21 protein-coding genes and 3 rRNA genes are annotated in these 25,628 nt (G+C 27.0%); all 24 read right to left on the bottom strand.

What is annotated here, in order from left to right:
* Positions 1-12 precede the first annotated feature (12 nt).
* Positions 13-1,323, bottom strand: a complete 1,311-nt coding sequence (gene hisS, locus JTY60_RS02565; RefSeq protein ID WP_434414556.1) for a histidine--tRNA ligase — start codon at positions 1,321-1,323, stop codon at positions 13-15.
* Positions 1,324-1,327: 4 nt separating this feature from the next.
* Positions 1,328-3,493: a RelA/SpoT family protein gene (locus JTY60_RS02570; RefSeq protein WP_434414557.1), complete on the bottom strand. Its 2,166-nt coding sequence runs from the start codon at positions 3,491-3,493 to the stop codon at positions 1,328-1,330.
* A 14-nt stretch (positions 3,494-3,507) separates the two neighbouring features.
* Positions 3,508-4,041 carry an adenine phosphoribosyltransferase gene (locus JTY60_RS02575; RefSeq protein ID WP_434414558.1) on the bottom strand — a complete coding sequence of 178 codons (534 nt, stop codon included), beginning with the start codon at positions 4,039-4,041 and terminating at the stop codon, positions 3,508-3,510.
* On the bottom strand, positions 4,022-5,242 hold the full coding sequence (locus JTY60_RS02580; protein WP_434414559.1) for a hypothetical protein: 1,221 nt from the start codon (positions 5,240-5,242) through the stop codon (positions 4,022-4,024). The genes JTY60_RS02575 and JTY60_RS02580 overlap by 20 nt, the downstream gene beginning before the upstream one ends.
* The gene (locus tag JTY60_RS02585) at positions 5,235-7,709 is read right to left on the bottom strand and encodes a hypothetical protein (RefSeq protein ID WP_434414560.1); all 2,475 of its coding nucleotides are present in this window, start codon (positions 7,707-7,709) and stop codon (positions 5,235-5,237) included. The genes JTY60_RS02580 and JTY60_RS02585 overlap by 8 nt, the downstream gene beginning before the upstream one ends.
* 53 nt (positions 7,710-7,762) lie before the next feature.
* Entirely contained in the window at positions 7,763-8,482 is a 720-nt protein-coding gene (locus JTY60_RS02590) for a YebC/PmpR family DNA-binding transcriptional regulator (RefSeq protein WP_434414561.1), read from the bottom strand.
* Between the two features lie 32 nt (positions 8,483-8,514).
* Positions 8,515-9,258, bottom strand: coding sequence for an NAD(+) synthase (gene nadE, locus JTY60_RS02595; RefSeq protein WP_434414562.1), 744 nt, complete (start codon positions 9,256-9,258; stop codon positions 8,515-8,517).
* A 2-nt stretch (positions 9,259-9,260) separates the two neighbouring features.
* Entirely contained in the window at positions 9,261-10,316 is a 1,056-nt protein-coding gene (locus tag JTY60_RS02600; RefSeq protein ID WP_434414563.1) for a GTPase, read from the bottom strand.
* Positions 10,294-10,527 (bottom strand): hypothetical protein, encoded by a 234-nt coding sequence (locus tag JTY60_RS02605; RefSeq protein WP_434414564.1) that lies wholly within the window; start codon positions 10,525-10,527, stop codon positions 10,294-10,296. The genes JTY60_RS02600 and JTY60_RS02605 overlap by 23 nt, the downstream gene beginning before the upstream one ends.
* Positions 10,528-10,540: 13 nt before the next feature.
* Positions 10,541-11,635 carry a hypothetical protein gene (locus tag JTY60_RS02610; RefSeq protein WP_434414565.1) on the bottom strand — a complete coding sequence of 365 codons (1,095 nt, stop codon included), beginning with the start codon at positions 11,633-11,635 and terminating at the stop codon, positions 10,541-10,543.
* A gap of 6 nt (positions 11,636-11,641) precedes the next feature.
* Complete coding sequence (gene rpmA, locus JTY60_RS02615; RefSeq protein WP_434414566.1) at positions 11,642-11,935, bottom strand: 50S ribosomal protein L27; 294 nt, start codon at positions 11,933-11,935, stop codon at positions 11,642-11,644.
* On the bottom strand, positions 11,928-12,251 hold the full coding sequence (locus JTY60_RS02620) for a ribosomal-processing cysteine protease Prp (protein WP_434414568.1): 324 nt from the start codon (positions 12,249-12,251) through the stop codon (positions 11,928-11,930). The genes rpmA and JTY60_RS02620 overlap by 8 nt, the downstream gene beginning before the upstream one ends.
* The gene (gene rplU / locus JTY60_RS02625; RefSeq protein WP_434414570.1) at positions 12,251-12,544 is read right to left on the bottom strand and encodes a 50S ribosomal protein L21; all 294 of its coding nucleotides are present in this window, start codon (positions 12,542-12,544) and stop codon (positions 12,251-12,253) included. Before rplU ends, JTY60_RS02620 begins: the two co-directional genes overlap by 1 nt.
* Before the next feature lie 3 nt (positions 12,545-12,547).
* Entirely contained in the window at positions 12,548-12,850 is a 303-nt protein-coding gene (locus JTY60_RS02630) for a hypothetical protein (RefSeq protein ID WP_434414571.1), read from the bottom strand.
* Complete coding sequence (gene greA / locus JTY60_RS02635) at positions 12,843-13,319, bottom strand: transcription elongation factor GreA (protein ID WP_434414572.1); 477 nt, start codon at positions 13,317-13,319, stop codon at positions 12,843-12,845. Before greA ends, JTY60_RS02630 begins: the two co-directional genes overlap by 8 nt.
* 38 nt (positions 13,320-13,357) lie before the next feature.
* Positions 13,358-13,780: a RuvX/YqgF family protein gene (locus JTY60_RS02640; RefSeq protein WP_434414573.1), complete on the bottom strand. Its 423-nt coding sequence runs from the start codon at positions 13,778-13,780 to the stop codon at positions 13,358-13,360.
* A 7-nt stretch (positions 13,781-13,787) separates the two neighbouring features.
* A complete protein-coding gene (alaS, locus tag JTY60_RS02645; protein ID WP_434414574.1) occupies positions 13,788-16,532 on the bottom strand; it encodes an alanine--tRNA ligase in 2,745 nt (914 codons plus the stop codon).
* A 3-nt stretch (positions 16,533-16,535) separates the two neighbouring features.
* Entirely contained in the window at positions 16,536-17,834 is a 1,299-nt protein-coding gene (locus JTY60_RS02650) for an AI-2E family transporter (RefSeq protein ID WP_434414575.1), read from the bottom strand.
* The gene (gene mnmA / locus JTY60_RS02655) at positions 17,821-18,963 is read right to left on the bottom strand and encodes a tRNA 2-thiouridine(34) synthase MnmA (RefSeq protein ID WP_434414576.1); all 1,143 of its coding nucleotides are present in this window, start codon (positions 18,961-18,963) and stop codon (positions 17,821-17,823) included. The genes JTY60_RS02650 and mnmA overlap by 14 nt, the downstream gene beginning before the upstream one ends.
* Complete coding sequence (nagB, locus tag JTY60_RS02660) at positions 18,964-19,731, bottom strand: glucosamine-6-phosphate deaminase (protein WP_434414577.1); 768 nt, start codon at positions 19,729-19,731, stop codon at positions 18,964-18,966.
* A gap of 104 nt (positions 19,732-19,835) precedes the next feature.
* Positions 19,836-19,941 (bottom strand): 5S ribosomal RNA (gene rrf, locus JTY60_RS02665).
* A 54-nt stretch (positions 19,942-19,995) separates the two neighbouring features.
* Positions 19,996-22,919, bottom strand: a 23S ribosomal RNA gene (locus JTY60_RS02670).
* A 164-nt stretch (positions 22,920-23,083) separates the two neighbouring features.
* Positions 23,084-24,613 (bottom strand): 16S ribosomal RNA (locus JTY60_RS02675).
* The 16S, 23S and 5S rRNA genes sit together here, the layout of an rRNA operon.
* A gap of 212 nt (positions 24,614-24,825) precedes the next feature.
* Complete coding sequence (locus JTY60_RS02680; RefSeq protein WP_434414578.1) at positions 24,826-25,617, bottom strand: TIGR00282 family metallophosphoesterase; 792 nt, start codon at positions 25,615-25,617, stop codon at positions 24,826-24,828.
* Between the last annotated feature and the right edge of the window lie 11 nt (positions 25,618-25,628).

The following is a 25,628-nucleotide window of genomic DNA, read 5'->3' on the forward strand; positions in this document are numbered from 1 at the left end:
AAATATTGTTTGTTACTCACTAATTTTATTTTTAAAAAATAAAGATAAATTATTGATTGAAATGTCAAAATTATTGTTAGTTTTAGCATCTTTGTTGTTCATAATTTTTTTTACCGTAAAAGAATTAGAATTAAAATTATTGTTTCCGTAAATAATAACAAAAGAAAAATTATTTTTTAAGGCAAAGGTTAGCCCTTTTTTTAAAGTTTCTTTTTTAAATGATCAAAAAAATTGAAACTTTTCATCAAAATCTAAATTAAATTTTAAAAATTTTTGATAAATTGAAAAAAAATGATTAATTAAATTTTCCTCCAAAACAAGAAAAAGAACTTTTTTTAATAAGGTGTTTTTTTTGTATTTCTGAAAATTGATGTTATTTGCTTCATTTTCTTGAATAACTTTAATAAGTCTTTCACACCCAATTGAGAATCCAATCCCTGGAAGAGAAACTGAATATAAATCATGAAATAAGTTGTTGTATCTGCCCCCGGCAACAAAAGTTGTTTCTTCGTTTTTTAATTCAAAAATTAAATCATTGTAATAATCAAGTCCGCGGACAAGTTTATCATCTGTAATATATTCAACATTGTTTGTTTTTAAAATTTCTTTTATTTCAAAAAAATATTTTTGACTATCACTTGAACAAAAGTCAATGCTTTTTGGAGCAAAATTATAAAAGTCTTTTCAGTTATCAATTTTACAATCTAAAATTCTTAAAGGATTTTTATTGATTCTAAGATTACAATCAGTACAAAGTTCATGTAAATAATTTTTAAAGTACTTTTTTACTTCAGTTTGATAATTTTCTAAAAATTGTTTGTCTGGAAGACAATTAATATGTAATTTATAATTTGAAATCCCAAGATAACTTAAAAAATTAATTAAGTTAATTAATAAAGAACTGTCAAAAAAGCTATTTTTTGAAGAAAAAGCTTCACATCCTAATTGAAAAAATTGACGATAGCGATTTTTTTGGGGTCTTTCATAGCGAAACATTGGACCAAAATATAAAAATTTTAAATTTTTTTGATAATATAATTTTTTCTCTCAGATAAATCTTAAAATTGAAGCCGTATTTTCAGGTCTTAAGACAATTTTTTTGTTTGATTTTGTAAAAAACTGAAACATTTCTTTTTGGACAATGTCAGTCTCTTCCCCGAGTGAGCGATTAAAAAGCGCTTCATATTCAATTAATGGGGTAAAAACTGCTTGATAACCAAGGCTTTGATAAAATTTAAAAAAAGTGTCTTTAATAAAATTTAATATTAAAAGATCGTTGCCATAGTAATCTTTCATCCCTTTTAAACTAATTATTTCATTCATGCTTTTAATTAAACGATCTTTCAATTTTAATAATATTTTTATTTTTTGAAATATTTTGAACTGCTTTTGTGAGAACTTCTAAATCTGAAACCTTAATAATAAGTTTAATTCGAAAAAAATTATTATTTTTTAACACTTTTTTCCCAATAATATTATCAATGTTAATATTAAATTTTTGAAATTCTGCCGTAATAAAAGCTAAAATTCCTGGGTTATCTAAAACAATGATTGACAAAGAAGTACAAAATTTAAAATTTATGTTTTTTTTTCAATTAATATCTTCGATGATTCGATTTTTATCTTGTAATTTTAAATAATTTGGGCATTCTTTTCGGTGAATATTTAATGCGTTTTTCCCAACAACCCCAACAATTAAGTCGCCTTTTACAGGGTAACAACATTTAGCCAAATTTGTTTTAATTCCTTCATATCCAGGGCCAAGATCAAAAAAGTTGTTGCTACTTTGGCTTTTTGTTTGATTTAATTTTTTCTTTTTTTCAGATCTTAATAAGTTTTGAAAAAAATTTTTTAAATTAATCTGTTTTTTTCCAATACTTAAGTAAAAATTATCAAGATTAGTTTCATTTTGTAAATTGGCTTTTTTTTTAAACTCATCAGTTTCAAAATAAGCTTTTCATTCTTTATTTTTTTCTAAAAAAATTTGTAAAATTTTTTTTCCAGATTGTCTAAATTGATTGTTTTTAATTTCAAGTTCATTTTTTAAATATTTTTTTATTTTAGAAATGGCACTGTTTGTGGTAACCTTTTTTAATCAATCAATATTTGGATGTGATAAATTATTGGTTCTGATTTCGACAACATCACCAGATTTTAATTGATAATTTAATGGTTTAATTACTCCATTTACAATGCCATTTATGGCTTTTTCACCAATTTTTGTGTGAATATGGTAAGCAAAATCTAAAACTGTGGCATGTTTTACTAAGGTAATCGTATCACCTTTAGGGGTAACAACATAAATGCTTGATTGCAAAACATCTTCTTTAATTTTTTTAATGTAATCAGAAACATTATCAGAATCTTCATCAGAAAAATCACTTAAAATTGATGATAAATGGAGTTTTAGTTCGTTTTCTTGAATATTTTTAGGATTTTTATTTTCTTTATACAATCAGTGAGCTGCAATCCCATATTCTGCAACTTGATTCATTTTTTTGGTTCTTATTTGGACTTCAATAATTTCTTTATTAAAAATAATTGAAGTATGAATTGATTGATAACCATTAGGTTTTGGTCTTGCAATATAATCTTTAAAAGAATTTGATAGAAAAACAAATTTTTCATGAATATAACCAAGAGCCAAATAACAATCATCTTTTGTTAAAGTAATAATTCTAATTGCTTGTAAATCGTACAGTTCATTAAATTGCTTTTTGGTAAAAATCATTTTTTTATATATTGAGTAAAAATGTTTGGCTCTACCATAAATTTTTTCAATTTTTAAGTTTTTTTCATTAAAAATATTTTGAAGGGTTGTGATAATTTCTTTTAAAATTAGATCTCTTTGTTTTAAAGTTTTTTTCATCAAAAGTTTAATTTTTTGATATTCGTTTGGATTCAAAATTTTAAAAACAATATCACTCATTTCATCAGTTAATTTTTGAAGTCCAAGTCTTCTAGAAATTGGAATATAAATTGCTAATGTCTCTTCAGCAATCTTTTTTTGTTTTTCTTTTGAAAGAAACTTTATGGTTCTAAGATTGTGAAGCCTGTCAGCTAGTTTTACAATAATAACCCGAATGTCATTTGACATTCCAATAATAATTTTTTTTAAATTTTTATCACTTAAAGAAACATTTTTTGATTCTTCGTATTCAGAAACCTTGGTCAAAGAATCGACAAGAAAAGCAATTTCTTTGCCAAATTTTTTTTCAATTTCTAAGAGTGGATAATTATGATCTTCAACAATATCATGTAATAACGCAGAAATAATGGTAAGATAGCCAAAATTTCATTCAACAATAATATTTGCAACCGTAAGTGGGTGATAAATATATGGCGTGTTGTCGCTTCTTTTTTGATCTTTATGAATTTCTTTACTTAAATTTAATGCCTCAATAATAAGCTTTAATTGGCTTTCTTTTTTAATAATTTTTTTGGCATTGTTCAAAAAAGTTTCAAAAGAAACATATAAATTTGAATCTATCATAAAAAAAATTAAGTTTATAATTCAATAAAATAAAAATTATCAGTTGAATTAATGGTCTCTTTGTTTGAATCAATTTTTAATCTAATTAGGTAAACTTGAAAAACAACTTTACAATTAAATTTTTTTGCTAATGAAAAGATGGCTTTTGTCGTGTTGCCAGTAGCAATTACATCATCAATAATCAAAATATTTAAATTGCTTTTTAGATCTTCAGTTGCGATCCCCAAAACATTGGTTGAATATTCACATTCATATTCAATAAAAGTCCCTGGTCTTGTAACCTTGTCTTTTTTTCTGATTGGCAAAAAAGGAATTCCTGTTTTGTATGAAAGTGCTGATGCCAAAATAAATCCTCTCGCCTCTGGAGCTAAAATAAGATCAATTGAAGTATTTTTTAACTTACTAGCAATTTCATCAATAACAAAAGAAAATGCCTTACTATCCTTTCATAAAGGGGTTAAATCACGAAAAAAGATTCCTTTTTTAGGAAAATCATTAATTGTTATGACATATTTATTTAAATCAAAATTATTTGTTTTGTAACTCATTTAAACCACTGATTCTTTGTTCATCGTTTTCTTCAACATTGACACTTTTTTTCTTAAAATATACAAATATGTTATGGCAATATAAGAAATTAATTTTAAAAGGAATTTCAAAAAAGTAATAATGAATGAAAAAAATCATAATGAAGAAAATTAATGAAGAAAATATAATTGCTGAAGTTGATAATAAACTTACTAAAAATGGCATTTTAGACAAAATTAAAACGGTGATTAAAATACCAACTAAAAAGGGAATAATGATTAAACTTTCAATAATATAAAGTTTTTTTAAATAATACTTTTTATTTTCGTGTCAAATTTCATTTAATTCCGCTTTTGTTAAAAATTCCGTTTTATAATTATTTTTTCTTTTTAATAAGGTTCTAAATCGCAAAAAAGAATAAGTTAAATTAATCATAAAAATTAAAAATCATCCAAATAACGCTAAGAACGTAAATTGCCCTATTTCGATGTGTAATAATAAGACAAATAAAGTTGAAAAAGCAACAAAAAGGAAGAAAGAAAAAATAATTGGAAGAAAGTTTTTAAAACCTAAGATAAAACATAAAATCACCGAAGAAAAAATTACTAAAACTAAAAAGGTTAACAAAATTTTTTTAGCAAAATCATAAAATTGACTTATATTTTGACTGATAAATCGAAGATTATTTTTAGAAAAATTTAACTGTTGTGCTTTTCCCTTGTCTTGTAATGAAAAAATAATATCTTTGATTTCATAAAAAACTGAAAGAACAATAGGATTTTTAAGTAAGTCTTCAGTGTTAGTATTTTTATCATTAATACCGCTGTTAAAATAGTAGGTATAAACAAAGTGATTAAGTCCATCAGAATCATTTTTAATTGTATTACTTAAACTTCTGGTGTTTGATTCTAGATAATTAAAATTATCTCAAGATCTGTTTCCTTGGCTACGAAAAAATTTATCTAGTTTCGGTTTTACATTTTCACCAATTAAATTAATAAAATCATTTAACTTTTTTGTTTCTGAATGTCTTTCGGTTGAAGAACTGTTGTCATAATAATCATATTTATCCTCAACATAAATCATTGTTTGGCCAACTACATCAGTACTAAAATTAAAATATAAGCGATTGGTGTCGTAGTTAATCCCAAAAACTACAGCTAAAATTAAACTTACTGAAGAAAAAACTGTTACCAATAAAATTACTAATTTTTTAATCATTTTTTTTCGTACTTTCTTTCAGAACTATTAATTTTTTTCTTTTTTTTCGAATAATTGTCGGATAAATTTGATAATAAAGATCTTTGTGTTTTGAAAGAATAATTGTTGTTATGATAAATTTGCAAACAATAAATATCAAAATTGCACTACAAAATCAAGCAAATAATCAAATAACAATGATTGGTTGAAATGAATTGTAATAAAATTTAAATCCAAGGTAAAGACAAAGAAAAGTTAGTCACAATAAAACAATATCTTTGTAAAAATTTTTGTGGTATGTTCTTCAAATTTTTTTATCCATATATAAAGCATTTGAATAGACAATCCCTTTAATAATTCCCTGAACTTGATCAATATTTTTAATTGAAAAAATAATGTATATTAAAATTGAAACTAAATAAATCACCAAAACTACTGGTTGAAAGGTTCAATTAATTAAAAAGAAAAATAAGAAAAAGACAAAATTAAAAGTTAAAAATGAAAAAAATAAAACAATTGAGAGTCATTTATACTTTGCAATTAATCAAATAAATATCAAAATTATAAAAATTGATAAAGTTAAAAAAACATAGATAAGTTGTGAAATTTCTAAAATTAAGGGGCCTTGAACTGTTGACAAATTAATTTCTGGTAAGAATGATTGTGTTGAAGAATCAAGAATATTTGATAAGGTATTATCGAAATCTGTTAAATTAACGTTTTCTGGTGGAAAAAATACCGGAAGAATGTTATTGACATTAGTTGGATATTCATTATCTGATAAATCAATTTTAAAATCATAACTTCCACCATTAAAAGATTTAAAAGGATCTTTAACTTTTGGAGAAAGAAATTTATTTTTTGCCAATGGTGTACCATTTTTATTGGCATCGTTATCGTCATACAATTGTCAAGAAAAATCTTTATAACTACCTGAACCTTGGTCGAAGTCATTTAAGAGATTTCATTTTTGTTTTAAACTATAAGTTTTTCAAGAGTTAGTATATTTTTCATTATAATCAAAATAAGGGGCAAAACTCTCGACTGAAAAGGCACCAATCAACCCAAAAGTGCTATTATTTTTTTCTGTAAATTTAGAAGTATCTGAAAAACTATCTTGAGTTAAATATTTTTTATAGCTCCCATTGTTGATGAAATTATAATCATCTGTCATAAAAGATGATGCTTCTCTTTGGTTGCCATAATATAAACTGTTTTGAAATGCTCTTGGATTGTATAAATAAGCAATTGATTCAGCACTTTTTGTTGAATCACTTACTCATGGATTTGTAACATTTACTAACGAAGTATTTGGTATTAATTTATTATTACTTCCACTAAAAGACTTTAAAAGTAAATCGTAATTATCTTCAAAATCTTTAATACCACTATGTAAAAGTCCTCTAAGGCTCATTGGAGATCAGATTCCATCAGATGTGTAAGGTAAAGGGTTACCAAGTCAAAATAAAAGATAATTTCTATGAGATAATCGTAGATCAGTTTTTTTATCTTTGGCGCCTGGCATTTTTGTTGCAGTAGTTCCAAAATTATTATCGTTAAAATAACCTCAAGGATTGCTTGTAGGATCATATGGTTCTTTTTCTTTTTCGTAAATAAATTTTACAAGACTGTTTAATAAAGTAGTATCAGAAACTGAAACTGACAAAGTAAAAGAATTGTAACTTGAAGGATTTTTAAAAATACTCCTGTCAGTATTATTTTTATTTAAAGATTTAAAGCTATTTCAACCAACAACTTTACCATCAGATTTTGAACTAGTCGCAGCATCTGTTAAAAGTTCCATGGGATCGCATGGGGTGAAAGTGTCTTTTTGATTATTTAATTGTTTAAATCCATTACCCCATTGATCAGTAACAGTAATATATTCAGAACCTGAAAGAAAACTAGAATAATCATCAATAAATTGAATAAAATCTACTGGACCTGTAACTGAAACAATATGTTTCAAGAAACCATCAGAAAGTTTTGTTCCAGCATCTGAAAAAGTTAATTGATCAGAAGATCATTTAAATTTTTGTTGATAAATGCTTTTTGTTTGTAAAAGAAAGTCGATTCCTTTAGAGATTTTATCTTTTACCGTTTTATAATCAACATTATTGCTGCTGATGTTTGTTTTGTCAAAATAATCAATGTAAAGTGTCGAACTATCAGTAAAATATTTGTTGAAGGAATTTGATAAATTACTCGTAATTAATTTATTTCCAATTGGTGAAAATAAAATTCCAAATCCTACAATTACCCCGATAAAAAAAGAAGAAATAACTGATCAACGTAATCATAAGTTATATTGAATGGAAAAAACAAAAATTTTATTGGAACAAAACTTAATAAATTTAAAAAAAGATAAGAAACATTTTTTTAAAAAAAGAAAAAAATTATTATTTTTTTTATTTTTTTTTAGATCTTCTTTGTCTTTAAATTTTAAGTTATTGAATTTTAGATTTTTTTTTCGAGAAAAAAATGCCATAATACTTATTTTAATTGTTAAAAATTTTTATTTTAAAAAAAACTGGAGCTTTCCTAAAAAAAGTTTGAGCCAAAAGTTCTCACTCCATCAAAACCTAAGATTTTATTTTTTATTATTTCAAAATTTTTTTTATCTTCTTCTGATAATGTTTCTTTTAGATTCATTTTTGGAATAAAAATATTTTTTTTTATTTCAAAAGAAAAATTGTTCTCTGTTAAAAAATTAAGAAAATCTTTTTCTTTTTTAATCGGAACATTAATTTGATAAAAATTTTCAATTTCTTGATAATTTTCAATTTCTAATAATAAAAGTTTTTCTAGAAGTAAATCAAAATTTATTTCACTTTTATCAATTTTAATCAAACTAATTGCTTCAAAAAGGTTATTCCAACTATCAGTTATGAGATGAAAATTAACTTTTAATAAAGTACTTTTAAGTTCATAAAGAATGCGATTTTTGTTTTCAAAATTTCCAGAAACAATTAAAAATTTTCCAGTAGGACCTTTAAATAAAAAAACCGCGTTATCGTCGGTTGAAAAAGATTTTTTCTGAAAATTACTTATTAAATTCAAAATATTTTTTTTAGGAACGTTTGCTTGGGTTGCCCTGGATACTGCTTGTTTTAATTTATAATTACTTTCAAGATTAAAATTGTTGGTTTCTTTTAAAATTGATTCAATTTGCTTTAAGTAGTTGTGAAAAGACTTTGCCTTTTTTTGATCATTTAAAGCTTTTTTGTGTTTAATATTTGAATATTTTGAATGGCCCGACATTTGCTTAGATCTTTTAAAAAATTTTAAATTAATTAGTTAAAAAATTCTAAAAATTTACTTGGAAAATTTAAAGAATTTTTTTTGTGAAAAGAAGAATTTTTTCATTTTTCAATCTTTTTTACCGTATCTTTGGAAAGATTATTTTTTTGATTAAAAAAATAATTAAAACTATCTTCATATGAAAATTTTAATTCTTTTTCATCGGTTTGTCCTTCATATAAATCTGCAGAAGGTGGCTTATCAATAAAAATTTTTGGAACTTTTAAAAATTTTGCTAGAAGAAAAATAACTTTTTTGGGAGTATTTAAAAATAATTGCACATCGCTTGCCCCATCGCCAAATTTTGTAAAATATCCAAGATTTCATTCATCAAAATTACTCGTACCTAAAACTAATTTATTAAAATTATTCGCAAATAAATAAAGAATATTCATTCTAATTCTTGGAATTAAATTTTCAAATTTAATTTTTTGGTTCATAAAAATTTTTTGATATTGTTTAATGATTGGTGCCAGATTAATTTTTAAAACCGTAATTTGAAACTTTTTTTCCAATTTTTTAATTAATTTTTTTTGTTCTGAATCACGTTTGTGAAACATATAAAGATAAATATTTTCAAAAGAACTTGTTGATAAAAATTTAGCACATAATGTTGAATCAATTCCTGTAGATACTCCCAAAACATACCCAGTTTTTTTCGTATTTTTTAATGTTTCTTGTAAAAAATCACTCAAATATGAAGCGTAGTTTTCTAGTTTTTTTGAAGAAAAATTCATTATTAAAATTTTACCTTTCAATGGTAGTCATCAATTTTAATTCAATCATTTTCTTGAACGTTGTAGTAGCTTAATATTTTTTTTGATAAGTAAAATTTAATTTTTTTCTCAAGTCTTTCAATATTTTGATCGGTTTCTGGGGGAATTTTTCAAATAAAATAACTCAATTTTTTAGAATGTGCCAAAAATAGATTGTTTTCAATTTTTTCTAATGTTATTGGATCTTCTTTTAGTTCAATATTTTGATAAAATACTTCTGGTTTAAAATTTTCTTTAATTGTTAAAACTTTATTAAATATTTTTAAAAAAGTATTTTTTAGTTCAGTTTCGTGTTTAATGCTAATAAAATATTTTTCTTTTGGTAAATTTTCAAACAACTTTAAGATTTCTAAAATTTTTTTTTGATCAATTAGATCAATTTTTGAAAAAGCTAAAAAGTAATGTTTGTTTGCTAAATCAATGCTGTAGTTTTTTAGTTCTTTTCGAATTAAATTAAAATTATTTTTAATTTCTTCAAAGCTTAAAGATGAATCAATTAAATAAATTAAAATAAAACATCTTTCAATATGTTTTAAAAATTTAATTCCTAAGCCTTTACCAAGACTACAATTTTCAATAATTCCCGGAACATCACATAAAAAAATATTTTTATTGTCGATTTTAAACACTGATAAATTGGGAATTAAAGTGGTAAATGGATAATTTGCAACCCGATATTCTGAATTTGTAAGTTTATTTAAAAGTGAGGTTTTACCACTGTTTGGAAAACCAATAATTCCAATATCTGCAAGCGATAAAAGCTTTAAAGTAACCGTTTTTTCTTCACCAAGATCGCCTCTTTCAAAAAGATATGGGGTCTTATTGTAATTACTTTTAAAGTGTTTGTTGCCATGACCACCAACACCACCCTTGCAAATTAAAAAAGTATCATTATGATCACTTAAATCACAAATTATTTCATTATTTTCATTATAAACTCTAGTTCCTAGCGGAAGATCAATAATCGTATCTTTGCCGTTTTTCCCAGTTTTTGAATTAATTTTTCCCGTTTTCACCATTTTCGGCAATGATCTTTTTTTTATGACTTAAATCGAGAAAACTATTAACATTTAAATTAACACGAAAATAAATATCGCCCCCGTTTCCTCCATCTCCACCAGATGGCCCACCTTTTTCTTGATTTGGATAATGCAAAAAGTCAATAATTCCACTCCCACCATTTCCAGCCTTTAAAAAAAGTCTGATTTCATCAACAAAAATTTTTTTCATTTAAATAAATAACTTAAAAAAGAATGTTTGACTTTTTTGTAAAAAAAAGTAAAGAAATTTTATTTCCTTTCAATTTTAGAAAAAGCTTGATTTTTCAAGATAAAACTAAGCTTTTTCTTGAAGAAACTTTAGTTAAAAAATTAATTAGTAATTTTTTAATTTTTTCACTATTTTGTTGGTTTTTTTTCAGTGAGTAAATAGCATAACTAATAATCATTCGCAAAAATATTCCATAAGTTTTTTTTTGTTCGAATAAAAAAAGTGATTCATCAATCTCAAAAAAGGATTTCATTATTAAAAAAAATTCTTCAAAGTGAAATTTTATCGGAACTGGTTCTTGCTTGACGTGATAATGTAGATTTTTAGGATAATACATCCCATTTTTTGAAAATGATAGGATAAGACTTAAAAACTGAATTGGGAAATAAACATTTTCTGGTTGTAAATGAAAGGAAAATTTTTTTAAAATTGAATTTTTAAAAATAATTGACTCTAAGCAAAAAATATTTTTTTTAAAATTAAAAAATTTGATTTTAAAAAAAGAAGAACTTTTAAATCATTTTTTGTAATTAATTTGGGAATAAGTATTATTTTTTGAAATATTGATTTGATCAGTTATCACTAAATCGGTTGAAAGAGAAGGTAAAATATCGATAATGTTTAATAATTCTTGGGTATTTAATCAATCAGAGACTTCTAAAAATTTTACATATTTGCCTTGAATATCTGAAAAAGCTTTGGCAAAAATATCAACATGTGATTCAACAAAATTATCATTTGCTAATTCAAAGTCATCAAAATCATTTACTTTTTCTAAAACATAATAAACTTTAAAAAAAGAGGAAATTTCTTGATTTTTTTCATAAATTTCTAATAACTTAATAATAGTTTTGTCTTTTGAATAACAAACAACAATAAATTGAAAATTTTTATTTTCATTGTTGTATAAAAGATTCAAAGATCTATCTAATAATTCTTTAGAAGCAAAGTCTTTTTTGATGTGTAAAATAATTGTTAAAATATATGGAAAAAAGTTGTTTGGTAAAGTTTTTTTCGATAAAGCTACCTTTTTTGGTGCTTTTTTTTTAAATTGACGAATTTTTTGCAAGAAAAATTAAATAATATTAATAATTTTTTTGGTTTTTGTTTTATTTTTGTATTGAACAACACCATCTTTTAAAGCAAAAATTGTAAAATCCTTGCCAAGACCAGCGTTTTTACCATTAAAAAATTTTGTTCCTCGTTGACGATAAATAATTGTACCTGCAAGAACTTTTTGACCGTCGCTTGCCTTCATACCAAGTCTTTTAGAATGTGAGTCGCGATTATTTTTTGAAGAACCAACACCTTTTTTTGAAGCAAAAAACTGAAGGTAATTTTTTAAAATTAGTTTTTTATTTTTATTCATAAGTTTCAATTCACTTAATGTTTTTTTTATAATTATTATAAATCAATTTTAACTGAATATATAAGATATTAAATATTTTATCAAAAAATTTATTTTTCTGATTTTTTAAGAAAAAAACAATTTTGTTTTCTTTTTCAAAAGTTTCGTAAGTAATTCCTTTTTCTTCAGTAATTTGTAAATATTCTAAAAAACCAAAAGTAACCGCACTTACTCCAGCACATACGATGTCATTACCATAAGAATTAAAGCCTGCGTGACCAGAAACAGAAATTTTTAGGATGCTTTTTTCATTTTTATTTACAGAAATAATAATCATTAAATTATTTCTAAAATTTTTACTCTTGTATAAGTGCTTCTATGGCCTTTTTTTCTTTGATAATTTTTTTTTTCTTTGTGTTTGTAAACAATTATTTTTTTGTGTTTTCCGTGCTTTTCTACTAAAACCTTAACTTTTTTGTCAAGATATGGCTTACCAATTTCTTTTTGATAAACTAAAACTTTATCAAAAAAAATTTCTTTACCAACCTCTTCGTTAATTTTGTCTAAAAAGATAGAATCTCCCACTTTTCCATAATATTGTTTCCCTGAGTGTTCAAAAATTATATCCATTACTTAAAAATTCCAATCCGGAAGATAAAAATCTTCATTATTAAAGCTGCCATTCATATGTTCGTTGTATCAATGATAGTTTGCGATGTGTGATGAATTAAAATAACTGCTCATTTTTAGATAATTATGATGGTTTGCACTTATATAATCAAAATTTGCAGCATGTTCAACCGAAGAAATAAATTCTAACCCTAAATTGATGATTCTTTCTGGAGAAATTCCCCCTCAACCAAGATTTTTTTCATTATCAAAAATACTTTCTTTTCCAGAAAGATCTAATAAAATTTTTTCTTTTTTATTATTCATAGATTTTTAAAATTTTTACTTTATAAGGTTTTTTTACTGTTTTTACAAAAATAATATCTTTTTCTTTTTTTTCTAAAAGAGATTTGGCAAGATCTGAATAATAAGAAATTTTTATTGGGTCTGAAAATGGGTCAGATTCTGTTTCACCAACAATTTTAATTTGATAATCACTTTTTAAGTCAAAATCATGAAGAAGAACTGTTTTTCCAAACGAAACATTCTTTTGGTTTTTTACTTCGCGAAAAATTTCTGCTTTTTCTAAAATAACTTCAAGTTCTTTGATCCGACTTTCAACTTCAGCCTGGTGAGATTTTGCTGCATCATAATCAGCGTTTTCTTTCAAATCCCCTTGAATTCTGGCGTTTTGTAAATCTAAAATAACTTTTGGACGAACCACATTAATAAGCTCGTTGTACTCTTTTTGTAGTTTTTCAAAACCCTCTTGAGTTAAAATAATTTTTTCGTTCATTTTGTAAATAGATTTTAACAAAAAACGAAAAAATATATTTATTTTTTTAGATTTTTTGCTAAATAATTTTCTAATATTAATACGGCACTACTACTATCTTTTGCAGCACGAAATTTTTTTAAATATTTTTTGGGAAAAAAATGTCGATATAAAGATTTTATTTCTTTAGTGGTGTAATTTTCATTTTCTAAAACAATTTTTGTGGCTTGAAAGTGATTTTTTAAAAGAAAATAAAAATAATAAATCATTTTTGTTGTTTCAGTAATTTTATCTGTCCTAAAACTTAAACCTAAAACAATAGTTTCGATTTTTTCTTGAAAAAAAATTTCTTTAATTTTTTTTACTAATAGTAAAAAATCACCTTCTTGATAAAAAACTGTTTTGCTTGGCAGAACTAATTTGTAGTCATATGAAACTGCAATGCCTAGGGTTTTTTTTCCAAGATCTAAGCCAATAATCAATTTAATCCTAAATAATTACTTTTAATAAACTAAAAAATAAATCATTTTCTTCTTTTGAAACACAAATAAGTCCAAAATTATCTTTAATTTTTAACTCATGCTTTAGATCATTTTTTCACAATTTAATTAATTTTTTCTTAAACTCATCTAAATTAGAAGTTTTTTTTGAAGAAAAATAAAAAAATATTTGCCACTTATCAGTAACTAGATTGTTAACAATAATTAAATCAAAGTTATTAATTTCTTGATTTAAAAATTTTTTTATTAGTTTGTAATTTGAATTTGCGGTTTTAGAAACTAAAATTTTTAAATTATTTTGATCATAAAGAAGACAATTTTCGTAAAAATATGTCATCATTTCTGGTTCTTTGTAATTTAATTGTGAAGAAACATTTTCTAAAATTTTTTTAATTTTTTTCATTGAAACAAGAATTTTATCATCAATTTCTTTTTCTTTAAGTTTTGATTGATAATCAAAATCTTTTAAGGCGTCAATTTCTTCTTTAATTTCTAAAAGTGAATTGGTTTTTAAAAATGTTTCTTGTAGTTTTTCTGGCATTTCTAAGTATAGGCTGTTTAATTTTTGATATTTATTAATTAGGTTTGCCTTCATGGTATCAAAAATAATTTTTGAATATTTTTTTGATGAAGTTGCCATAATTCGATAGTTACTTTCACCAGTTTTTTTAAAATCATAAATAAAAATGTTTTCAATTTCATTTAAATTTTTTACATGGGTTCCACTACATAATTCAGAAATATTTTTTCCAAAATTAACAACTCTAACTTTTTTATCATATTTCAAGGGAAAATTTTTGACAATTTTTTCATTATTTTTTAGATTATCATAATCTTCAAAATAAATTTTTAATTCATGATCTTCTTTAATAAAGTTATTAATTTTTTTATTTAATAAGGCAATCTTATCTTTTTTTATCAAAACATCGGAAAAAAAATCAAATTTTAATTTATTTTCATCAATATAACTTCCGTTTTGATAAATTTTTTTCGAAATGTCTTTTAATAGAAAATGATTGATGACATGAGTTGAAGAATGGTTTTTTGTAATTGCATCTCTTCTTTCATAATTTATTCGCATTTTATAAGTTTTTTTTTGAAATAAATTATTTTTTACAATTTTTACTTGATGGATCACCGAGTTAAAAAATCATTTTTGAACATTTGTCACTTCAATTTTGCTTTTTGCATCAAAAATAATTCCAGTATCAAAAATTTGTCCACCAGATTCTGGATAAAAACAAGTTTTTTCAAAAATTGCATAGCCAAAGTCATTTTGTTCTAAAAATTCAACGGGCTCAAAATTACTGTTAAATAATAAAATTAGTTTGCTATCTTCTAAAAAAGTTTCGTTATGAAAACTTTGAAATTGATACTTTTTTAAAAAATAAACAATGTCTGGGGGAATATCCATCCCAGTTGTAAAATTTTTATGTTTTTTTGAAAGTAAAATATGATCGGTTACTAGTTTCTGAAAATTATTTCAGTTAATGTTAATGTTTAAATCAAAAAATAAATTTTTTAATTCTTCAACCGGAAATCCAAACGTATCGTGTAATTTAAAAGCTAAATTATGATCAATTTTTTGGTTATTTTTTTGGTAAAAACTAATTAAAGCTTGCGTTTTTGTAATAATTACCTTAAACTTTTCAAATGCATTAATAATTATTTTGACTACTTCTAAAATAGAAAATTCGAAGTCGTATCTTTTTTGGTAGATTTTATAAATTTCGGTAACTAAAAGTTTTAAGATTTTTTCTTGTTCTTGAATTAAGTCAATTGAAAGGTCAACTAACATAAGCTGAACTCTTTTAATTAACTTATTTAAAATGTATCCTCTGCCTTTTCCAGAACAACTAATTTTTTCATTGATTAAAAAAGTAATCGTTCTTGTGTGATCTAAAATAATTCAATAAATTTTTTTTATTTTTAAATTTTTCTCATCAAACTTTAAAAAAGATTTTTTTTCAATAATTTTTATCAAAGGCAAAAAAACGTCGGTTTCAAAAACATTTTTTTTGTTTTGTAAAACAACACATAATCTTTCAAGCCCTGCACCAGTATCAATATTTTTTTGATTTAACGGATAATAATTGTTAAAACCATCATTGTTAAATTCAGAAAAAACAATATTTCAAATTTCTAAAAATCTTTCGCTTTTTTCCCCTTTTCTTAAAATTGAAGGTTTTTCTTTAGTTTCTGGAGCTAAATCAAAAAAAATTTCGGTACAAGAGCCACAAGGTCCTTTTTTTAGATCTCAGAAGTTGGTTTTTTTAGTTGCTAAAATAATATGATCGTCTTTTAAATAACTAGATCATTCTTTAAAAGCTTCCTTGTCTTCTTCTAAAACAGTAACATAAAGTCGGTTTTCATCAATTGCTAAATAATTTTTATCAGTTAAAAATTTAAAAGCAAAGTAAATAGCATGTTTTTTAAAATAATTGCCAATTGAAAAGTTACCAAGCATTTCAAAAAACGAAAGATGAAAACCAGACGAGCCAATTTCATCTAAGTCGTTGGTTCTAATAACTTTTTGACAAAATGCAATTCTTTTTGAGGTTGGAATTTCAATTCCAGTAAAATAATTTTTTATTGGTGTAATTCCAGCATTTACATATAAAATTGAGTTGTCGTTTTGGGGAATTAAAGAAAATGAAGGTAAAATTTCATGATTTAAGTTTTTAAAAAAATTTAAAAATTTTTCACAAATTTCACTACTTGTTAAGTATTTCATAAATTAAAATTTTCAGTTTTTCCCATATATTTCATTACCAACTTCTTTGGTAATCATGGTAAATGGAATTGCAAATGGCATGGCTCAAATTCCAAGAATTGCACCAGCAATTGAAATTGATAAAATAATTGTAATTGGATGTAACTTTGTGGTTCTGTTAAAAATTATTGGCGTTGCAATTAGAGCTTCAATAGAAATTGCAAGCATAATTCCAATTGCTATGAAAACTAAAGGAAGATAGTTTTGGGTTGAAGAAATTTCAGTAATTGAAACTAATAACATTGGCATTGAACCAACAATTGGACCAATAATAGGAACAAAACAACAAATACACATAAATAATGGGAAAATAATAAATGATGAGCGAAAAATATCGCTATGTCCGACAAATCCCGCAAGTAAAACAAAAAGAAAGATTACAAAGAAAATAATAAACTGATCAATGATTAAAACTTTTATTCATGATCCAATTGATTTGTTGAAAATTAAGACAACTTTTTCTTGATGTTTTTTTGAATCCCAAAGTTTTTGGGTCAATCATACAATAAACTTTTTTTGATTTCTTGTTAAAAGATATAAAGAAAAAACAATTGAAAGAAAGACAACAAAACCAATTTTTAGTCCAATACTAACAAGAGATAAAACATTAGTTTCAAAAAAATCAGAGGTCGCATTGTTGTTTAATAAGAAATTAATCGTAGAATTTACAACATGTAACGTAAAAAGATTTGGTTGATAATGATTTAAATTAATAATAAAAAGATAAAAATATCCAATGTAACCAGAAATTGGTTCATGGGCACCATCAGAAAAATAAATTGTGATTTGAGAATTAATATTTGAGATACCGGTAATATATGCATTTTTGTGCTGCTGTAATATGTTAAGAAGGTCTTTAACTGAAGCGTTATCGCCTAAAAATTTGTTAAAGAAAGGCGATCATTGTTCAAGTAAACTTTTACCAATTAAAAATGCTAGAAAAAACACGAAAAAAAGGAAGAAAAAATAAATTGCATATTTTATCGCAACCGATTCAAAATTAAAAGTATCGTAAAAAAACTTTACAATTGGATGAATTAATCAACAAGTTATTAAGGCAATAAATAAGGGAAGAAAAATAATTAAAAGCAAAAGTAACTCATGCTTTACAGAATTTAAAACTAAAAGAATAATTAAAAAACAAAAAATAGTAAAAAATACTCTAACTAATTTTGAATCGCCAAAAATAGAAGTAATAATATTACCGTTATTTTTGTTATTTTCTTTGACTTCTTCTTTGTCTTTTAAATTAAAGTTGTCCATTTATTTTTTTAATTTTATAACATTTTTCAATTTCTCCACCACCAAGACATTCTTTTTTGTGGTAAAAAACTGCAAATTGTCCCTCGGTTATTAATGAGAGCGGCTCTTTGAATCAAACAAAAAGTTTTTTATTATCTAAAAAATATTTTACTTTGCAAAATTTTTGTTGATATCTAAATCTAGCCTTAATTCATTTTCCGTGATATTTTAATAAGTTTTTTGGAACAAAAAAATTATAATTGATGATTTCACACTTATATGATAAGTGATAAATGCTATTTTTTTTTGCTACATATAAAATGTTATTTGAAACATCTTTTTCAAAAACATAGTATTTGCTATTCATTCCAGATAAGTTTAACATTTTATTTTGCCCAATCGTGTAATAGTAGGCACCTAAATGAGTTCCAATTTGCTCTTTTGACTCAATATCAATAATTTTTCCAGATTTCATAGGTAAGTAATTTGCTAAAAAATTATGAAATTTTCTTTTTCCAATAAAGCAAATCCCGGTTGAAGTTTTTTTTTCTAAAAGAAAATTAAGACCTATCTTTTTAATAATTTGATAAACTTTTTTTTTAGTAGTATTTTCTAGGGGAAAAATAATTTTTTGAAGTTGTCAACTTTTTAATAAAGATAAAAAATAAGTTTGGTCTTTTTTTTTATCTTTAGGAATGTACATATGAATTCCGTCTTTTTTATTTTTTAATTTAGAATAATGTCCAAAAGAAATATAATCTGCACCAATTGAGTTGGCGTATTTGATAAATTCATCAAATTTAATCAAAAAATTACAATAAATATCTGGGTTTGGTACCATCCCTCTTTGATATTTTGAGAGAAATGGAAGAAAAACTTTTTTTCAATATTTATCAACAAAATCAACTCTTTTTAGTTCTGTGTTAAAAAATTTTGCAATTTGCAAGGCATCATGATAATCTTTTTCATAATTGCAAACTTCAGTCTCTAAGAAATATTTATCTTTGTTTAAATTTTTTTCATTGTTCAAATATGAGTCTCAGTTTCTCATAAAAACTGGAATAACATGAAAATTTTTTTTTAACAACAGGTAAAAAGAGCAAGCAGAATCGACTCCACCGCTTAAGGCTAAAACAACAGTTTTTTTCAATTAATTATAAAAGTGAAGTTGGTTGTATAAACTTGTATTTGTTAACTTGCTTGCTGCAATCTGATCACATATTACATGACAATCTGGGTGTAATTGTAATACTGATGCGGGAACTTTTTTAGTAACTTCATTTTCAATCAATTTTTGCAAAATATTAGTTTTTGTTTCACCAAACGCTAATAAAACAATTTTTTTAGCGTTCATAATTGATTTTATTCCCATTGTTACCGCTTCTTTGGGAACTTCATTAATATTATTATTAAAAAAATGTTTCGCGTGATCTTTTAATGATTGTTCGTGTAATTTTACAACATGTGTTAAGCTAGAAAATGGGGTGTTTGGTTCATTAAAACCAATATGTCCATTGACACCAAGTCCTAAAAGTAAAACATCAATGCCGTGATGATTAATAATATTTTTTTCAAAGTCAAAACAATTTTTTTCTAAGTCACCAATGCCATTTGGAACATAAGTATTTTCTAAATTAATGTTAATTTTTGAAAATAAATGATCGTTCATAAATTTTCGATAACTGTTTTTTTCAGTCCCATTGTAGCCAACATACTCATCTAGATTAAAAGTAACCACCTTGCTTCAATCAGTTAAATTTTTTTGATAATTTAAAACAAAGTTTTTGTATAAATGAATTGGAGATCTACCAGTTGCAAAACAAAAAACTGAGTTTTTTTTATGATTTAAATGGTCTAAAAAAATTTTTGAAGCAAATTCTGATGCCTCAGATTCAGTTTTAAAAATATGTATTTTCATAATATAAAATTATAACTTTTTTTGGGAAGTTTTTTTATTTAATTAGAAAAATAGAAATTTTATTTTGAATATATATTAAAAAATATATTATTTAAAATAAAAAAAAGTGGCTTCTTGCTATCTTCGCTTACACTATTGTCGCCGTTACAATGCTTAACTTCTTTGTTCGAAATGGGAAAAAGGTGTGTCCATTGTGCTATCAAAACCACTTTAATTTTGGTGAGAGAAATACTCTCAAATTTAGATAGAATTCATCTGTACTTGTAAATTAAGTCCTCGATCTATTAGTACTGGTCAACTTAACATGTCACCATGCTTACATTTCCAGCCTATCAACCTTATAGTTTATAAGGGATCTTACTCCATAAAGGATGGGAAAATTAATCTTGAAAATGGCTTCGTGCTTAGATGCTTTCAGCACTTATCCAAACCTCACATAGCTACTTAGCTGTGCCATTGGCATGACAACTAATGCACTAGAGGTGAGTTCATTCTGGTCCTCTCGTACTAAGAACAAACTTTCTCAATTTTCCTACGCCCACAACAGATAGGGACCGAACTGTCTCACGACGTTCTGAACCCAGCTCGCGTACCGCTTTAATTGGCGAACAGCCAAACCCTTGGAACCGGCTACAGCTCCAGGATGCGATGAGCCGACATCGAGGTGGCAAACCTTCCCGTCTATGTGAACTATTGGGGAAGATAACCCTGTTATCCCCAGAGTAGCTTTTATTCGTTGAGCGACGACCCTTCCACAAAGAATCGCCGGATCACTAAGCCCGAATTTCTTCTCTGTTCGACTTGTAGGTCTCACAGTTAAGCATTTTTATACCTTTGCGCTCAAAACATGATTTCCAACCATGCTGAAAATACCTTTGGACGCCTCCGTTACTTTTTAGGAGGCAACCGCCCCAGTTAAACTAACCACCAACTACTGTCTTTTTTCTAGATTATAGAAGTAAATTAGAAATTCAAATTTTTAAGAGTGGTATCCCAAGGACGAATCAATAACAACTAGCGTCATTATCTCATATTCTCCCACATATCCTGTACATAAAAATTTGAAATTCAATAGTAAGTTTTAGTAAAGCTTCATGGGGTCTTTCCGTCTAGTTGCGGGTAACCTGCATCTTCACAGGTATTAAGATTTCACCGAGTCTGCTGCCGAGACAGCGCCATGATGATTACACCATTCGTGCGGGTCAGAATTTACCTGACAAGGAATTTCGCTACCTTAGGACCGTTATAGTTACGGCCGCCATTCACTGAGACTTAAATTCAATGCTCAACAAAAACAAAAAGTTTTTGAATCACATCTCCTCTTAATCTTGCAGCATTGGGCAGGTGTCACCCCCTATACATCATCTTACGATTTAGCAGAGAGCTGTGTTTTTGGTAAACAGTTCCCATGGCTGAATTATCTGCGGCTTCTAAAAGAAGCTCCCCTTATTGCGAACTTACGGGGTCATTTTGCAGAGTTCCTTAGCAACAGTTATCTCGCACACCTTAGAATTCTCTTCCTGACTACGTGTGTTCGTTATCGGTACGGGTTATAAAAGATTTAACAGTAGAAACTTTTCTTGAAAACAGAGCATCGAAAACTTCGCTACTTATCCGAGGACTTTCACTATCTTTCACACCTCAGTCTTAACAACATACGGATTTGCCTATATGTTAACCTAAATGCTTAGACCAGAACAACCAGTCTCTGGCTTTTTCTAGCTTTTTTTGTCATTCCATTCCATCTTTTACAAGTGCAGGAATATTAACCTGCTATCCATCGACTACGCTTTTCAGCCTCATCTTAGGACCCGACTAACCCTGGGAGGACGAACCTGGCCCAGGAAACCTTAGTCATTCGGTGTGAAGGATTCTCACCTTCATTCGTTACTCACGGCGGCATTCTCACTTATAAGCGCTCCAAATATTCTCGCGATTACTCTTCAACGCACTTATAACGCTCCCCTACCACTTTATTAATAAAAATAAAGTTCACAATTTCGGTTTTATGCTTAGCCCCGTTACATTATCGGTGCAGAAAGACTCGACTAGTGAGCTGTTACGCACTCTTTAAATGATTGCTGCATCTAAGCAAACATCCTAGATGTCACTGTCTTTTCACATCCTTTTCCACTCAGCATAAATTAGGGACCTTAATTGGTGATCTCGGCTGTTCCCGTTTTGACCTATGAAGCTTATCCCCCATGGTCTGACTCCAAAACAAAAAATAACGACATTCAGAGTTTAATTATATTCAGTACCCGATGAAAGGCCATCATATATTCAGTGCTTTACCTTCGCTATTATAAATTTCAGGCTAGTCTTAAAACTATTTCGGGGAGAACCAGCTATAACCGAGTTCGATTGGAATTTCACCTCTAACCACAAATCATCCAAGGACATTTCAACGGACTTTGGTTCGGTCCTCCAATACATTTTACTGTATCTTCAACCTGTTCATGGTTAGGTCACCCGGTTTCGGGTCTATAACTATTTACTAAACGCTCATTTAAAGCTCGCTTTCACTACGGTTCCATCTCTACGATTTAACCTTGCAAATAATTATAACTCGCCGCCTCTTTCTACAAAAAGCACGCCATCAATCATTAACGATTTTTGACTTTTTGTAAGTGTATGATTTCAGGATTCTATTTCACTCCCCGCAAGGGGTTCTTTTCAACTTTCCTTCACAGTACTGGTGCACTATCGGTAAACAATTAGTATTTAGCCTTTCGCAGTGGTCTGCGATGATTCCAACAAGATTCCACGTGTCTCGTTGTACTCAGGTGTCAAATTCTTAAATAAAAACAATTTTGTTTACAAGACTATCACTTTGTATCGTTAACTTTTCCAAGTTATTCAACTATTGTTTTTATTTAATTTATTATTTGATCCTACAACCCCAAATAAATTTGGTTTAGGCTCTTTCCATTTCGCTCGCCGCTACTATGGAAATCGATTTCTCTTTCTTTTCCTTTAGGTACTTAGATGTTTCATTTCCCTAAGTTCGCCTTATGTTGTTATGTATTCACAACATAATAATAATTTTAAAAATTATTAGGTTTCCCCATTCAAAAATTTCTGGATCAAAGCACATTTCCAGCTCCCCAGAACTTATCGCAGGTAATCACGTTTTTCATCGCCTATTGTTTCCAAGTCATCCATCATACACTCTTAGTAACTTAATTTACATTTTTTTTCGTATTATTTTCATAATACCTGATGAATTACTATCTAAATTTCAAAATATTTCAAAGATTTTTGAAAGAACCTTAATAGTCTTTCAAATCTAAACCATAAAACGCCAAATATGAATTATATAAATTTAATTTTTATAATTTTTATTCCGTAGAAAGGAGGTGATCCATCCCCACGTTCCCGTAGGGATACCTTGTTACGACTTAACCCCAATTGTCGATCCTACTTTCGGCAACTCCCTCAGTAAAACTGTTAGGTAGATTGACTTCTAGTATTATCAACTTTCGTGGATTGACGGGCGGTGTGTACAAGACCCGGGAACGTATTCACCGTAGCAATGCTGATCTACGATTACTAGCGATTCCGACTTCATGAAGTCGAATTGCAGACTTCAATCCGGACTGAGATAGATTTTTTCAGATTGGCTTAACCTCGCGGTCTCGCAACTGTTTGTATCTACCATTGTAGCACGTGTGTAGCCCAAGGCATAAAGGGCATGAGGGTTTAACGTCATCCTCACCTTCCTCTAGTTTACACTAGCAGTTTTCTTAAAGTCCCCAACTAAATGCTGGCAATTAAGAATAAGGGTTGCGTTCGTTATAGGACTTAACCATACATCTCACGACACGAACTGACGATAACCATGCACCACCTGTTACCTGATAACCTCCAACTTGTTTCCAAATTATTGCAGGCAATGTCAAGCCTTGGTAAGGTTTTTTGCGTCATATCAAATTAAACCACATGCTCCACCGCTTGTGCGGGTCCCCGTCAATTCCTTTAAGTTTCATTCTTGCGAACGTACTACTCAGGCGGAGTACTTAATGCGTTAGCTGTTACTCTGAGGGAAAACCCCCCAAAATATAGTACTCATCGTTTACTGCGTGGACTACCTGGGTATCTAATCCAGTTTGCTCCCCACGCTTTCGTGACTGAGCGTCAGTAATGGTCCAGATAATTGCCTTCGCAATTGATGTTCCTCCGTATATCTACGTATTTCACCACTACATACAGAATTCCATTATCCTCTACCACACTCTAGTTTTCCAGTTTTTAATGCGAATTAAAATTGAGTCTTAACCTTTAACATTAAACTTAAAAAACCGCCTGCTCACTCTTTACGCCCAATAATTCCGGATAACGCTTGCCACCTACGTATTACCGCGACTGCTGGCACGTAGTTTGCCGTGACTTTCTAATAAGATACCATCAAACAAAATTCATTTCCTAATTTTGCTTTTTTTCTCTTATAACAGTGTTTTAAAATCCGAAGACTTTCATCACACACGCGGCATTGCTTCATCAAGCTTTCGCTCATTGTGAAAAATTCCCTACTGCTGCCTTCCGTAGAAGTCTGGATCGTATCTCAGCTCCAATGTGGCAGTACATCCTCTCGAACCTGCTAAACATCATTGCCTTGGTAGGCTATTACCCCACCAACAAGCTAATGTTCCGCACTCCTCTCCCTAGGCGATGCTTTTAAGGGCATCTTTTATTAAAATACTTATGTATTTTAACATATTCATTATTAGCATTTGTTTCCAAATGTTATCACAATCCATAGGGGTAAGTTAAGTACGTGTTACTCACCCGTTCGCCACTAAACATTGCTGCTTCGTTCGACTTGCATGTATTAGGCATGCCGCTAGCGTTAATCCTGAGCCAGGATCAAACTCTTATTAAAAAAATTGACGTTTTAATGATTTAGATTTCAAAGAACTATTAAATTTTTGACTTTACTTTTTAAGTGAGTCAATATTTTATTTTAATACAAAAAAAATATTTTCAAAAATAAAAATTAATTTTTTTAAAATTTTTTTTGCGAATTAGCTAAGTTAAATTTTTAGCCAAATAGATTATAAAATAAAATTAAATAATTTTTTTATTTTTATTTTTTTAAAAAAAATTTTTTTCTGGAGTGATAAAAATTCTTTTTATATCAAGGGTTTTTTTGGTCTTTTCATCGACTTTTAAGTAAATCGCACAAAATTGTGCTGGTCCATCATCAGTTGTAAATTTAGTAAATAAACCTGTTTTTAAACGAAAAATTATGTTTTCAGATTTTGCTCCCAAAATACTGTAATAACTTCCTGTCATTCCAATGTCAGTAATAAATCCAGTTCCATTTGGTAAAATTTTTTCATCTGCTGTTTGAACATGGGTATGTGTTCCAACTAATGCAGAAATTTTTCCATCGTAATTTAGAGCAAAAGCAATTTTTTCACTTGTAGTTTCCCCGTGAAAATCAATAATATGAATTGAATTTTCACCTTCAATTGATTTTAATAAATCATCAAAAATTGGATAAGGATTGTCAGAATCAGTGATAAAAGTTTTTCCAATTACATTAGTAACTCGAACTAATACGGAATTTTTGTTAATTAATAACGTTCCGTTGCCTGGGGCATATCGAGAAAAATTTATGGGTCTGATAATATCTTTTTTTTTTGTTAATAATTCTTTCATATCATCGCGAAAAAAAGTATGATTGCCCATCGTTATCGCATCAACTTTTAAAGATTTTAAAAAATTATAATCTTTGATTGAAAGCGACTTGCCATTAGTAGTATTTTCTGCGTTTACAATAATAAAATTTATTTTATATTTTTCTTTAATTAAGGGAAGATATGTCTCTAATGCTTTTTTTCCAGAATTACCACTTAAATCACCAATTACCAAAATATTCATAATTTTTATTG

Source organism: symbiont of Argiope bruennichi (assembly GCF_051094275.1).
Lineage (GTDB): Bacteria > Bacillota_I > Bacilli_A > Mycoplasmatales > SG1.